The sequence below is a fragment of the Caballeronia sp. genome (assembly GCF_049581465.1).
Lineage (GTDB): Bacteria > Pseudomonadota > Gammaproteobacteria > Burkholderiales > Burkholderiaceae > Caballeronia.
The window spans coordinates 1-13293 of record NZ_JBAUSA010000654.1; the positions used below are offsets into that span (position 1 = coordinate 1).

Here is a 13293-nt window from a genome sequence, read left to right on the forward strand (position 1 = left end):
CGGCAATATCGTGGAGACGTTTCGTCCTGGGCACGCCGACAACACCTACTGGCAGAAGTATGGCGTGCGTGATTATCGCGGCGGCGGGCGTTCGTCGGCGCGGCTGACGGCGCCGACGGTTGCGGCCGGCGCGGTGGCGAAGAAGTGGTTGCGTGAGCGAATGGGTATCGAAACGCATGGGTTCATGAGTGCGCTTGGCGAGATCCCGATTCCATTTGTGTCATGGGATCACGTGCGCGAGAACCCATTCTTTTCGCCCAATGCCGAGATCGTGCCGCGCCTCGAAGACTACATGGACGCGTTGAGAAAAGACGGCGATTCGATTGGTGCGCGCATCAGCGTGGTCGCGACGGGTGTGCCGGCTGGTCTGGGCGAGCCGCTCTATGATCGGCTCGACGCGGACATTGCAAAAGCCATGATGGGCATCAATGCGGTGAAGGGCGTTGAAATTGGCGCTGGTTTTGCGAGTGTTGCGCAACGCGGCTCGGTTCACGGTGACGAAATGACGCCGGAAGGGTTTGCGGCGAACAACGCGGGCGGCGTGCTTGGCGGCATCTCGAGCGGGCAGGACATTACTGTTTCGATCGCGATCAAGCCGACATCGAGTATTCGCACGCCGCGCCGGTCCATCGATAAAGCTGGCCATCCGGCCGTGGTGGAAACATTTGGCCGTCACGATCCGTGCGTAGGTATTCGAGCGACGCCGATTGCCGAGGCGCTGCTGGCGCTGGTGCTGATCGATCATGCGTTGCGCAATCGCGCGCAAAACGCGGATGTTGTTTCGGGCACGCCGCAGGTCGCTGCGCGGTTTTAGGGGTTTGGGGGGGCGTGCCCGCAAGCACAAGCAAGCAGGGCCGCCCAAACCCCACGGGCCCCGTCACATATTCGGATAATTAGGTCCGCCGCCTCCCTCTGGCGGTACCCAGACGATATTCTGCGTAGGATCCTTGATATCGCAGGTCTTGCAATGCACGCAGTTCTGCGCATTGATGACTAATCGATCAGTACCGTCGTCGTTCTTCACGAATTCATACACTGCTGCCGGGCAATAACGACTTTCAGGCCCGGCATAGGTCGTCAAATTCACATTAACCGGCACCGAAGCATCCTTCAACGTCAAATGCGCCGGCTGATTTTCCTCGTGATTCGTATTCGATATGAACACCGACGACAACCGGTCAAACGTCAGCTTCCCATCCGGCTTCGGATAAACGATCGGCTTGCATTGCGAAGCGGGCTTTAACGTTTCGTTGTCCGCATGCTGATGATGCAGGGTCCACGGCACATTGCCGCCGAGCACCTTCTGCTCGAGGCCGACCATGAACGTGCCGAGGTACAGGCCCTTGCTCATCCACTGCTTGAAATTGCGCGCGCGATACAACTCCGTCTTGAGCCACGAGCGATCGAACGCTTCCGGATAGGCGCTCAGTTCATCGGCTTGACGGCCTGCCTGCACGGCCTCGAAGGCTGCTTCGGCTGCCATCATGCCGCTCTTGATCGCAGCGTGGCTGCCCTTGATCCGCGATGCATTCAGGAAGCCCGCGTCGTCGCCAACCAGCGCACCGCCCGCAAACACGAGCTTGGGCAGGGACATCAAGCCACCCGCCGTGATTGCCCGTGCGCCATACGACACACGCTTGCCGCCTTCGAGCATCGTGCGGATCGCCGGATGCGTCTTATAGCGCTGGAATTCTTCGAATGGCGACAGATACGGATTCGAATAACCCAATCCGACGACAAAGCCGACCATCACCTGGTTGTCGTCCATGTGATAGAGGAAGGAGCCGCCGTACGTATCGGTTTCCAACGGCCAGCCCGCCGTATGGATCACGAGACCCGGCTTATGCTTGGCGGGATCGATCTGCCACAGTTCCTTGATGCCCAAGCCATAAACTTGGGGGTCGGCATTCTGGTTGAGCTTGAATTTAGCGGTGAGCTGGCGGCCGAGATTGCCGCGCGCACCTTCGCAAAACAGCGTGTATTTAGCGTGCAATTCCATACCCAACTGGAAATTGCCGGTCGGTTCGCCGTTCTTGCCCACGCCCATGTTGCCCGTCGCCACGCCGCGCACGGCGCCGTCATCGTTGTAGAGCACTTCGGCCGCAGGGAAGCCCGGAAAGATCTCAACGCCCAGAGCTTCGGCCTGCGTGCCCAGCCAGCGCGTCACATTCGCCAAGCTGACGACATAGTTGCCATGGTTCTTGAAATTGTCGGGGAGTAGCCAGTTAGGCACCTGCTTCGCGCCGTCCTTCGATAAAAACAGGAAGCGGTCTTCAGTCACCTCCACATCGAGCGGCGCACCCAGAGCCTTCCAGTCGGGCAGTAATTCGTTGAGCGCCCGCGGGTCCATCACCGCACCGGACAGGATATGAGCACCGACCTCAGAGCCTTTCTCCAGCACGCAAACGCCCAGTTCAACACCTTTTTCCTGTGCGAGCTGCTTGAGCCGGATTGCCGATGAAAGGCCAGCAGGCCCGCCGCCTACGATCACGACGTCGTATTCCATCGACTCACGGGGACCATACTGTTCGACCAGACTCTCCGGGGTCATCAATGCTCCTGTCTAACGTTAGAATGTTTTCTCTCGGGGGACGCGCGTATTGTCGGGGAACGTCCGGCATGCTGCAAGCCGCATCCGCGATAATAGCACGATCGTATTATTTTGTGTTAGCGTATTGATGGCGCGGGTTCGGCACAGTATCGCGACGGCCTCCGGTTACACATCCAATCTGCGTCACTCCATCGCTCTGACCAAGGACAAAACAATGGGCCGTTCGATCAACCTGGAAGGCAAATGCGCGCTGATTACGGGCGCATCCAGCGGACTCGGCAAGCGCTTTGCACAAGTATTGTCGCAAGCGGGCGCGCGTGTCGTGCTCGCAAGCCGGCGCACGGAGCGCCTCAAGGAACTTCGCGCTGAGATCGAAGCGTCGGGCGGCGCGGCGCACGTCGTGGCACTGGATGTCACGGACTACCAAAGCATCAAGTCCGCCGTCGCGCACGCCGAGACCGAAGCCGGCATGATCGATATTCTCGTGAACAACTCTGGCGTGTCGACTCAGCAAAAACTCACGGACGTGACGCCGTCGGACTTCGATTTCGTGTTCGATACCAACACGCGCGGCGCTTTTTTTGTCGCGCAGGAAGTGGTCAAGCGGATGATCATGCGCGGCAACGGCACGGGCAAGCCCTCGTACCGGATCATCAATATCGCATCCATGGCGGGACTCAAGACCTTGCCGCAGATCGGCATTTATTCGATGAGCAAGGCCGCCGTCGTTCATATGACGAAAGCCATGGCTCAGGAATGGGGTCGTCACGGAATCAATGTGAACGCCATCTGCCCCGGATATATCGATACAGAAATCAATCATCAACACTGGAAGAGCGAGCAGGGGCAGAAACTGCTTTCCATGCTGCCGCGTCGCCGCGTGGGTACGCCCGAAGATCTCGACGGCTTGCTGTTGCTGCTCGCCGCTGACGAATCGCAGTTCATGAACGGCTCCGTGATCGCGGCCGACGACGGGTTTGGGCTATGAGCGAAGTCCTGAACCCGCGGGCCGGGACCGCGTCCGACGCCTACCACCGGGTTTTCGAAATGTCGATACCGCTGCGCTGGGGCGACATGGATTCTTTCGGACACGTGAACAACACGGTCTATTTCCGCTTCATGGAAGAAGTGCGAATTTCCTGGTTCAGGGAATTGCCGTTGACTTCTGCGGGCGTCGAGGGACAGGGGCCGGTGATCGTCAACGCATCAATGGAATTCCTGAAGCAGCTTCACTACCCGGGCGACGTCATCGGCCGCATGTTCGTCGGCACGCCAGGACGCAGCAGTTTCGACACGCGCTTTGAGCTTTATCGCGCCGATGATCCCGCTACGCTCTATGCGAGGGGCGCTGCGAAATGCGTATGGATCGACTATGCGGCGGCAAAATCGGTGCCTATCCCCGATGCACTGCGCCGGGCAATCGAAACGGCCGGACCCGCCGCCTAATTATCAAGCAGTCGTTGCAGCAATTCGGTCGCGTTACCCGTTCCGTATTTCCTCATCAGCCGGGCCCGGTAGACGTCGACCGTGCGCGGACTGATATCGAGCACGCGGCCAATCTGCTTGGCGGTCTTACCGGTCACCAGTTGTGCCGCGATTTCGCGTTCACGCGGCGTCAACTCAATCGCCACGCGTCGCGTCGCGCTCAAATCCTCGAACGTCCAGACGCCGGCTTCGTGCGGCGCGCTCAAGTCGAGCGAACGGCCGGTCACGTGGCACCAGAATAATTCGCCGTTCGCGCGTTTCATGATGCGATCGTCCGCGTAGGAGCCTTGTGCCTGCATCAACGCGGCGATGCGCGCGCCGATTCGCTCGAACTCCGCCGTCGACGGATACAACACCTCGAATGACTGGCCAAGCAGCGTGTCCGCCCCGACGCCGAAGATCGCGCAGAGCTGCGCGTTACAGTCTTCAATAATCCTTTTTCGCGACAATACGAGCCCGACGGGCGCAAGATGGAACGCTGTTTGGTAATCCAGTTCACGCATTTGATTCTTACTTGGCTCGAATTTGGCTGGCAATTGGCTGATAGTTTGATCGCTGATTGAGAGGCAGAGGCATACCGACGCGACATAACGCGACGATTACCTATGTATTTTTGCGTATTGTGCCGGATCGATTCGCCGTCGTACTCTTTTGCCACTCGCAAAATCGCCTTGGAGCGATCGAAAAGGCGGCGCAGGACGCTCGCACACTAAGCGAAGTGGCTTGAATAATCAGGTTTTTCATTCAGATCAGGAGGGACGAAGAGATGAACAAGGTCTATCCCGGCGCGAAAGAAGCGCTCGACGGAATCGTGAAGGACGGCCAGACGTTTGCCGTTGGCGGCTTCGGGCTGTGCGGCATTCCCGAGGCGTTGATCGGAGCATTGCGCGATACCGGCGTGCAGGGCATCACATGCATCAGCAACAACGCGGGGGTCGATGGTTTTGGCCTCGGCTTGCTGCTCGAAACCCGGCAGGTCAAGAAAATGATTTCGTCGTATGTGGGCGAGAACAAGGAATTCGAGCGGCAATATCTCGCTGGCGAACTCGAACTCGAATTTACGCCTCAGGGCACGTTGGCGGAAAAACTGCGGGCGGGGGGCGCGGGCATCCCGGCATTTTTCACGAACACGGGTTACGGCACCGTGATTGCCGACGGCAAGGAGACGCGCCAGTTCGGCGACAAGCATTACATACTCGAACAATCGCTGACCGCGGATGTCGCCCTCGTCAAAGCCTGGAAGGCCGATAAATCCGGCAACCTGATTTATCGGCGGACCGCCCGCAACTTCAATCCGATGTGCGCGATGGCCGGCAAGATCACGGTCGTCGAGGTGGAGGAAATCGTGGAAACGGGGGCACTTGATCCCGACGCGATCCACACACCCGGCATTTTCGTGCAGCGCATCGTGCTCAACGCACATCCCGAAAAACGCATCGAACAACGCGTCGTGCGCGCGAAAGGAGACTGACCATGGCATGGAACCGGAATGAAATGGCCGCCCGCGCGGCCAAGGAGTTGCAGGACGGCTTCTACGTGAATCTGGGCATCGGGCTCCCCACACTGGTGGCCAACTACGTGCCGACCGGCATGGAAGTCTGGCTGCAATCGGAGAACGGCTTGCTGGGCATTGGGCCATCGCCGACGGAAGAAGAAGTCGACGCCGACCTGATCAACGCGGGCAAGCAGACCGTCACCACGCTGCCGGGATCGTCGATTTTTTCATCGGCGGACTCCTTTGCCATGATTCGCGGGGGCCACGTGAACCTCGCCATCCTTGGCGCAATGCAGATCAGCAAGACAGGTGACCTGGCCAACTGGATGATCCCCGGCAAGATGATCAAGGGCATGGGCGGCGCGATGGACCTGGTGGCGGGCGTCAAGCGCGTGATCGTGTTGATGGAACACGTCGCGAAGGGCGACCAGCACAAGATTCTCGACACATGCACGCTGCCGCTGACCGGAGTTGGCGTAGTCGACCGGATCATTACGGACCTGGGCGTAATCGACGTCACCGAGGCTGGCTTGAAAGTCGTGGAACTGGCGCCGGGTGTCAGTGCCGAAGAGATCCAGCAAAAGACGGGTGCACCGCTTGATATGAGCGGGATCCAGTAAGACCTGAGGCTGTTTGCCTGATTGACGAAAGGCCGGTCCAGCGCGTTGCTGGCCGGCCTTTTTCCCGTGCGTTTGCGGGTGGCGTTTCGTTTTACATCGATCTGGAATAGGCCGATTGGCTAACGCGAAGACCGTGCTGCCAATTGAACCGGGCAAACCGACTACAATCGTTTCCAGTCACGCATGAGTCTTTGCAGCATCCCTGCGGATCGCTATAGCCATAAGGAAAACCGTATGTCCGTGTCTATTGCTGAAACCTCAACGCCTGCTTTGCCTATTTCGCCTACCCCGCGCCAGCGCCATGTGCAGTGCATCAGCCCGTCCGGATTGCACAGCATCGCGTACACCGAATGGGGCGATCCGGCCAATCCGCGCGTGCTGCTCTGCGTGCATGGACTGACCCGCTCGGGCCGCGACTTCGACGAAGTTGCGAAGGCGCTCGGGCGCGAATACAGGGTGGTCTGTCCGGACGTCGTGGGCCGGGGCTTGTCCGATTGGCTCGTCGACCCCCGGGCTTATGCAGTGCCGCAATATGTATCGGACATGATCACGCTGATCGCGCGCCTGAACGTCGAAACGGTGGATTGGTTCGGGACGTCTATGGGCGGCTTGATCGGCCTTGGGCTTGCCGGATTGCCGAACTCGCCGATCCGAAAGTTGCTGCTCAATGACATCGGGCCGCATATTGAACCCATCGCGCTCGAGCGCATCGCTTCGTATCTCGGCAAGCCGGCGAGTTTCGCGACGCTGCAAGAGGGTGTCGACAACGCAGCGGAACTCGCGGCTTCCTTCGGGCCGCTCACGGCCGACGAATGGCGCGCGATCAATACGCCGCTGTTGAAGGAACGGGAAGGGCGCTGGGGGTATCGATACGACCCGAACGTCGCGGTCCCCTTCAGCGCCGCCAATCCCGAAGCATCCTCGCTCGGCGAGGCGATGCTGTGGCGCGCGTTGGCTGCGATCCAGCATCCGGTGCTGGTCGTGCGGGGCGAACAGTCGGATCTGTTGTCGCGCGAAACAGTCCAGAAAATGGTCGCGGGCGGGCAGGCCGTTTCGAGCGTGGAGATCGCCGGCGTAGGCCACGCCCCCGCATTCCTCGCGCCCAGCCAGATCGAGATTGCGCGCCGCTTCTTTCTTGACACAACCGCTGGGAACGGATGAAAACGGATGAAAACGGATGAAAACGGATGAAAACGGGCAGGGCATAATATCGGGTTGATTCTGGTTTTTTGTCATCCACTCCATTTTGGGAATAGCCATGACAGTCATCCGTGCTCATGTCGGCAAGCGTCTTTCTGAAATCGCCATTCACAACGGTACGATCTATCTTGCCGGCCAGATCGCCGACGATACCGATCAGGACATCACTGGCCAGACGATCGAAGTATTGGGCCATGTCGACCGCTTGCTCGGTGAAGCCGGCAGCGACAAGACCTTGTTGTTGTCCGTCCAGATCTATCTCTCCGACATGGCGAATTTCCCGGCCATGAACGCGGCTTGGGACGGCTGGGTGGCAGACGGCCACACCCCTCCGCGCGCTACCGTGGAAGCGAAGCTCGCCAATCCGGCTTGCCTCGTGGAAGTGGTAGTGGTGGCTGCCGCCCGCGCTTAAAGCGCTTCGCCTTATAGGCCGCTCTTTAGGCCACGTCGTTAGCCACTTCCGTCTCCGAGCAAATCCAGAGCATTCGACTTACCAGCATGGCCGATACCGTCGTTTCCCCCGCACTGATGCCTGAGCCGTCGTTCGACGACGCGCTCGCGTTCGTGCGCGAGCACGCTGCCGGCGTGCTCCTGAGCAATGGCGAGTCGCTTGTGGATCACGCAGTCGGAACCGCGCGGATCATGCAGACGTTGAACGTCGATCCCGCTGCGTTAGTGGCGGCGGCACTGTTTGCGCTCACGCCCCATCTTGACGACCCGGAACGGGTGATCGGCGAGCGTTTTGGCGAGGAAGTGCAGCGTCTTGTCGGCGACGTCCGCAAGCTGTTGCGGCTCGGGTCGGTCAGTTCCCGCGCCACGCAGGCCACGTTGCCCGAGACCGGGCGCGACGCGCAAGCCGCCCGCCGTGCGCAGGTGGAAGCGCTGCGCAAGATGCTTCTGGCGTTCGCACAGGATATCCGGGTAGTTCTGATCCGGCTCGCATCCCGGCTCCAGTCGCTGCGTTACTACGCCGCGAACAAGCTCGATCCATCGCCCGGCGTGCCGCGTGAAACGCTCGAAATCTACGCTCCGCTCGCGAACCGGCTGGGGATCTGGCAATTGAAGTGGGAACTGGAAGACCTCGCGTTTCGCTTCGAAGATCCGCCCACCTACAAGCGCATTGCGAAGCTTCTGGATGAAAAGCGCGTCGAGCGGGAATCGTATGTCACGCGGGCTATCGCACGCTTGCAGACGGAACTCGCTACCGCGCACATACGGGCGGAAGTGAGCGGGCGGCCCAAGCACATCTACAGCATCTGGAAGAAGATGCGCGGCAAGGACCTCAATTTTTCCGACCTGAACGACGTGCGCGCGTTTCGCGTGATTGTCGACGACATCAAGGATTGCTACACGGTCCTGGGCATGGTCCATAACTTGTGGCAGCCGGTGCCACGGGAGTTCGACGACTACATTTCGCGGCCCAAGCCGAATGGCTACAAGTCGTTGCACACGGTCGTGATCGGCGACGATGGCCGCGCGTTCGAAGTCCAGATTCGCACGCAGGAGATGCACCGTTTCGCGGAGTATGGCGTGGCGGCGCACTGGCGTTACAAGGAAGCCGGTACCCGCGCATACGGCGGCCAGGTGACGGCCAGCGAGAAGTACGACGAGAAAATCGCGTGGTTGCGCCAGTTGCTGGCGTGGAAAGAGGATGTATCGGAGGGCGACGAGTCGGGCGCGCGACCGTGGCAACACTTGCGCGAAGCGACGCTCGACGATGATCACATCTATGTCCTCACGCCTCAAGCACGCGTGATCGCGCTGCCGCAAGGTGCGACGGCGGTGGATTTCGCCTATCACTTGCACAGCGACCTCGGGCATCGCTGCCGTGGAGCGCGCGTCGACGGCGCGATGGTGCCGCTCAATACGCCGCTGCAAAACGGCCAGACGGTCGAGATCGTCGCGGTGAAGGAAGGCGGCCCGTCGCGTGACTGGTTGAATCCGTTGCTTGGCTACCTGCATAGTGCGCGCGCGCGGCAGAAGGTGCGCGCGTGGTTCAACGCGGTCGATTCCGAAGAGAACATTACGGCGGGTCGTGCGCTCGTCGAAAAGACGCTGCAGCGGGAAGGCAAGACCTCGGTCAACCTGGATCAACTCGCGTCGAAGCTCGGCTTCAAGACGCCTGAAGACCTGTACGCAGTCGTCGCGAAGGAAGAGTTCAGCCTGCGCAATATCGAGCAGGCATTGAACGACACGCCGCTGCCCGAGCCCGAAGTCGAAGTGCCCGCACGGTTCGAAAAGCGCAGCAGCGGGCAGAGCGTGGCGCAGGGCGCCTCCACGGGCGTGCTCGTCGTCGGCGTGGATGCATTGCTCACGCAACTCGCGCGATGCTGCCGTCCGGCGCCGCCTGACGCTATAGCGGGCTTTGTGACGCGTGGGAAGGGGGTGTCGATCCATCGCAGTGATTGCGCAACCTTCCAGCGCATGTCCGCGCGCTCGCCGGAACGCGTGCTTGAAACCGCGTGGTCCGCTGACGTGATGGGCGGACGCGGCTCGTCGGTGTATCCGGTCGACCTCGCCGTCGAATCGAATGATCGCCAGGGCTTGTTGCGGGATATATCGGAAGTGTTCGCGCGCGAGAAAATGAACGTGATTGGCGTGAAGAGCCAGAGTCGCCGCAACGTCGCCTACATGCAATTCACCGTAGAAGTATCGAGCGCCGCGCAGATCCAGCGCGCGTGCACGTTGCTCGGCGAAGTGCAGGGGGTCACAAGCGCAACGAGAAGGGCGTGATGCAGCTTTCCAAGGCAGATCGCCTAAGGAGTGTGCCAAAGCAGCCCGAAAAGCAGCGCCCAAGCAGCGAAACGCAAAAATTTGCACAATTCGCTGTGCGCTTAACGCATTGAAATTAAAGCGCATTGTCGAGGCTTCTTAAACGTATCGACGAATATCTCAGTACTCGATGCATAAAAGTGCTTGCCAGGATTCAAAACGCTCCATATAATTTCGCTTCTTCAGGCTCGTAGCTCAGCTGGTTAGAGCACCACCTTGACATGGTGGGGGTCGTTGGTTCGAGTCCAATCGAGCCTACCAACGAAAACGAAATGCCGGTTCGCGCCGGTGTTTCGAAACTGCAGTAAGCGCTTCGGCGCGAAGGCAAATGAACAAGATGGCACCGCGAACGTTGACCGAGAACACTTCGGAACGACGCTAGTCGAGGACCACTTCGCCTTTGCAGTTTGTAGGAAAGTGAATGCGGCCCCTCGATTGCGTGGGGCCGCATTTTTTTTGGGCCTGTCCGTTGCTTCGCGCCCACGCGGGGCAGGGTTGAATGAACTTGGTCGCCGGTTGCCGGGGGCTTGGAGAACTATATGGTTTCGATACGTTTGCCTGACGGATCTGTTCGCCAGTACGACCATCCGGTGACGGTTGCTGAAGTCGCCGCTTCGATCGGCGCGGGCCTTGCAAAGGCTGCGCTTGGCGGCAAGCTCGACGGCGAACTCGTCGATACGTCCACGGTGATCGATCGCGATGCGTCGCTCGCTATCGTCACGGAAAAGGACCCCGACGGTCTCGACATCATCCGTCACTCGACGGCGCACTTGCTGGCCTACGCGGTGAAGGACCTATACCCGGAAGCGCAAGTCACGATCGGTCCGGTGATCGAAAACGGCTTTTACTACGACTTCGCGTACACCCGTCCTTTCACGCCCGAAGATCTCGAGAAAATCGAGAAGCGCATGCTCGAAATATCCAAGCGGGACGAACCGGTTTCGCGCCGCGTCGTGTCGCGCGAGGAAGCCGTCGAATACTTCAAAAGTATTGGCGAGCGGTACAAGGCCGAAATTATCGAATCGATTCCGTCGACCGACGACATCAAGCTCTACTCGCACGGCAGCTTCACCGACCTCTGCCGCGGCCCGCACGTGCCGTCAACAGGAAAGCTGAAAGTCTTCAAGTTGATGAAGGTCGCGGGCGCTTACTGGCGCGGCGACTCCAAGAACGAGCAATTGCAACGCATCTACGGTACGGCCTGGACGAAGAAGGAAGACCAGGAAGCCTATCTGCATATGCTGGAAGAGGCGGATAAGCGCGATCACCGCAAGCTCGGCAAGCAACTGGACCTGTTCCATTTGCAGGAAGAAGCGCCGGGCATGGTGTTCTGGCACCCGAAGGGCTGGGCGATCTGGCAGCAAGTCGAGCAATATATGCGCCGTCGCCTGAGCGAAGTCGGCTATCTTGAAATCAAGACGCCGATGATCATGGACCGCTCACTGTGGGAAGCGTCCGGGCATTGGCAGAATTACCGCGAAAGCATGTTCACGACGGAGTCGGAAAAGCGCGACTACGCCATCAAGCCGATGAACTGCCCCGGTCACGTGCAGGTGTTCAATCACGGCTTGCGTTCGTATCGCGATCTGCCGCTGCGTTATGCTGAATTCGGCTCGTGCCATCGAAATGAGACTTCGGGCGCACTGCACGGCCTGATGCGCGTGCGTGGCTTCGTTCAGGACGACGCACACATTTTTTGCACGGAAGATCAGTTCATCGAGGAGTCGATTGCCTTTAATACGCTTGCCATGAGCGTGTACAAGGATTTCGGCTTCGATCGCATCGACATCAAGCTGTCGCTGCGTCCGGACCAGCGCGCCGGAACGGACGAAACGTGGGATCGCAGCGAGCAGGGCCTGCGCGACGCGCTGACCGCTTGCGGGCTGACGTGGGAAGAGTTGCCGGGCGAAGGCGCGTTTTACGGTCCGAAGATCGAATATCACATCAAAGACGCGCTCGGCCGGTCGTGGCAGTGCGGCACGTTGCAGCTCGACATGGTGCTGCCGGAGCGGCTCGGCGCCGAATATGTCACCGAAGACAACAGCCGCAAGCGTCCGGTGATGCTGCACCGGGCTATTGTCGGTTCCATGGAGCGTTTTCTCGGTATTTTGATCGAGCACCACGCTGGTGCGATGCCGTCGTGGCTCGCGCCAGTACAGGCTGTGGTCCTGAATATCGCTGAAAACCAGGCGGAATATGCCCTCCAGCTGACCCAATCGTTGCAAAAACAAGGGCTTAGAGTAGAGAGCGATTTGCGCAACGAGAAGATTAGCTATAAAATACGCGAGCACACGCTGCAGAAGGTCCCGTATTTGTTGGTTGTCGGGGACAAGGAGCGTGAAGCGCAAACCGTAGCCGTGCGTGCACGTGGCGGTATCGATGCTGGCGTGATGTCGGCCGATACATTCCTTGAGCGCTTGCAGCAAGACGTGCAGGCGTACAAGTAACCCACCCGCAGCGCGGCTAGTTTTTTTGAATTTCTAGAGGAAACGTAACATCGCTACTGATAAGTCGGCACATCGCATCAACGGGGAAATCACAGCGCCGGAACTACGCCTGGTCGGAGTGGACAACGAGCCGCTTGGCATCGTAAAGCTCGCTGATGCTTTCCGCATGTCGGAACAACAGGACGTGGATCTCGTCGAAATCGCGCCTCAGGCTGTTCCGCCTGTCGCCCGACTGATGGATTACGGCAAGTTCAAGTACTCCGAAGCCAAGAAGCAGCACGAGGCGAAACTCAAGCAGAAGATCGTTCAGGTCAAGGAAGTCAAATTCCGGCCGGGCACCGACGACGGTGACTACAACGTGAAACTGCGCAACCTCACGCGCTTCCTCGAAGACGGCGACAAGACGAAAATCACGTTGCGTTTCCGTGGCCGCGAAATGGCTCACCAGGAAATCGGCATGCGCGTTCTCGAACGGTTGAAGACCGATCTCGAAGAGCACGGTCAGGTCGAGCAAATGCCAAAGATGGAAGGGCGCCAGATGATCATGGTCATGGCCCCGAAGAAAAAGAAGTAATCGTTGGATCGCGCGGTTTTGCATTTTTTTTAATGCGAGGCCTGCGCGGCATCGATCAAGCAGGTTTCAGAGCGGCGCCGGGCAACCGGCAACGCTCATGAAAAAGCGGCGACTGTTAGAATGTTCGCCGCTCATAAGTGGTATGTGGG

12 protein-coding genes and 1 tRNA gene are annotated in these 13293 nt (G+C 59.4%); 11 read left to right on the plus strand and 2 right to left on the minus strand.

All coding sequences use genetic code 11. From position 1 onward, the window contains the following. The coding region (gene aroC / locus WCA53_RS16075; RefSeq protein ID WP_423912263.1) for a chorismate synthase at window positions 1-814 on the plus strand (814 nt) is incomplete at its 5' end. A gap of 63 nt (window positions 815-877) precedes the next feature. Here the strand turns inward: aroC and WCA53_RS16080 are convergent. Next, window positions 878-2551 carry an electron transfer flavoprotein-ubiquinone oxidoreductase gene (locus WCA53_RS16080; RefSeq protein WP_423912268.1) on the minus strand — a complete coding sequence of 558 codons (1674 nt, stop codon included), beginning with the start codon at window positions 2549-2551 and terminating at the stop codon, window positions 878-880. A 214-nt stretch (window positions 2552-2765) separates the two neighbouring features. Between WCA53_RS16080 and WCA53_RS16085 the strand changes: the two genes are divergently transcribed. After that, on the plus strand, window positions 2766-3539 hold the full coding sequence (locus WCA53_RS16085; protein WP_423912272.1) for an SDR family oxidoreductase: 774 nt from the start codon (window positions 2766-2768) through the stop codon (window positions 3537-3539). Further along, the gene (locus tag WCA53_RS16090; RefSeq protein WP_423912275.1) at window positions 3536-3997 is read left to right on the plus strand and encodes an acyl-CoA thioesterase; all 462 of its coding nucleotides are present in this window, start codon (window positions 3536-3538) and stop codon (window positions 3995-3997) included. Before WCA53_RS16085 ends, WCA53_RS16090 begins: the two co-directional genes overlap by 4 nt. On the opposite strand, the gene WCA53_RS16095 is transcribed toward WCA53_RS16090, so the two are convergent. Next, window positions 3994-4539, minus strand: a complete 546-nt coding sequence (locus WCA53_RS16095) for a LuxR C-terminal-related transcriptional regulator (protein ID WP_423912278.1) — start codon at window positions 4537-4539, stop codon at window positions 3994-3996. The two genes, WCA53_RS16090 and WCA53_RS16095, sit on opposite strands and share 4 nt — an antisense overlap. A 263-nt stretch (window positions 4540-4802) precedes the next feature. Here WCA53_RS16095 and WCA53_RS16100 point away from each other — a divergent pair, with 263 nt between their 5' ends. The 8 genes from WCA53_RS16100 to infC all read left to right on the plus strand — a co-directional run bounded on the left by WCA53_RS16100 (window position 4803) and on the right by infC (window position 13144). Then, window positions 4803-5507, plus strand: coding sequence for a CoA transferase subunit A (locus tag WCA53_RS16100; protein WP_423912281.1), 705 nt, complete (start codon window positions 4803-4805; stop codon window positions 5505-5507). Between the two features lie 2 nt (window positions 5508-5509). After that, window positions 5510-6151, plus strand: coding sequence for a CoA transferase subunit B (locus WCA53_RS16105; protein ID WP_423912285.1), 642 nt, complete (start codon window positions 5510-5512; stop codon window positions 6149-6151). Between the two features lie 234 nt (window positions 6152-6385). Further along, window positions 6386-7312: an alpha/beta fold hydrolase gene (locus WCA53_RS16110; RefSeq protein ID WP_423912289.1), complete on the plus strand. Its 927-nt coding sequence runs from the start codon at window positions 6386-6388 to the stop codon at window positions 7310-7312. A 97-nt stretch (window positions 7313-7409) separates the two neighbouring features. Continuing rightward, the gene (locus tag WCA53_RS16115) at window positions 7410-7763 is read left to right on the plus strand and encodes a RidA family protein (RefSeq protein WP_423912292.1); all 354 of its coding nucleotides are present in this window, start codon (window positions 7410-7412) and stop codon (window positions 7761-7763) included. Between the two features lie 86 nt (window positions 7764-7849). Continuing rightward, window positions 7850-10084 (plus strand): RelA/SpoT family protein, encoded by a 2235-nt coding sequence (locus WCA53_RS16120; RefSeq protein ID WP_423912295.1) that lies wholly within the window; start codon window positions 7850-7852, stop codon window positions 10082-10084. 223 nt (window positions 10085-10307) lie between these two features. Next, a tRNA-Val gene (locus tag WCA53_RS16125) sits at window positions 10308-10384 on the plus strand. 278 nt (window positions 10385-10662) lie between these two features. Then, window positions 10663-12570: a threonine--tRNA ligase gene (thrS, locus tag WCA53_RS16130; RefSeq protein WP_423912298.1), complete on the plus strand. Its 1908-nt coding sequence runs from the start codon at window positions 10663-10665 to the stop codon at window positions 12568-12570. Window positions 12571-12619: 49 nt separating this feature from the next. Next, window positions 12620-13144: a translation initiation factor IF-3 gene (gene infC / locus WCA53_RS16135; protein WP_075583340.1), complete on the plus strand. Its 525-nt coding sequence runs from the start codon at window positions 12620-12622 to the stop codon at window positions 13142-13144. Window positions 13145-13293 lie beyond the last annotated feature (149 nt).

What these genes read in the sequence shown, in the direction of transcription:
- WCA53_RS16090 (WP_423912275.1), top strand. Translation starts at nt 3,536, where the DNA reads ATGAGCGAAGTCCTGAACCCGCGGGCCGGGACCGCGTCCGACGCCTAC.
- WCA53_RS16100 (WP_423912281.1), top strand. Translation starts at nt 4,803, where the DNA reads ATGAACAAGGTCTATCCCGGCGCGAAAGAAGCGCTCGACGGAATCGTG.
- WCA53_RS16080 (WP_423912268.1), bottom strand. Translation starts at nt 2,551, where the DNA reads ATGACCCCGGAGAGTCTGGTCGAACAGTATGGTCCCCGTGAGTCGATG.
- WCA53_RS16095 (WP_423912278.1), bottom strand. Translation starts at nt 4,539, where the DNA reads ATGCGTGAACTGGATTACCAAACAGCGTTCCATCTTGCGCCCGTCGGG.
- WCA53_RS16105 (WP_423912285.1), top strand. Translation starts at nt 5,510, where the DNA reads ATGGCATGGAACCGGAATGAAATGGCCGCCCGCGCGGCCAAGGAGTTG.
- WCA53_RS16120 (WP_423912295.1), top strand. Translation starts at nt 7,850, where the DNA reads ATGGCCGATACCGTCGTTTCCCCCGCACTGATGCCTGAGCCGTCGTTC.
- WCA53_RS16110 (WP_423912289.1), top strand. Translation starts at nt 6,386, where the DNA reads ATGTCCGTGTCTATTGCTGAAACCTCAACGCCTGCTTTGCCTATTTCG.
- WCA53_RS16085 (WP_423912272.1), top strand. Translation starts at nt 2,766, where the DNA reads ATGGGCCGTTCGATCAACCTGGAAGGCAAATGCGCGCTGATTACGGGC.
- WCA53_RS16115 (WP_423912292.1), top strand. Translation starts at nt 7,410, where the DNA reads ATGACAGTCATCCGTGCTCATGTCGGCAAGCGTCTTTCTGAAATCGCC.
- thrS (WP_423912298.1), top strand. Translation starts at nt 10,663, where the DNA reads ATGGTTTCGATACGTTTGCCTGACGGATCTGTTCGCCAGTACGACCAT.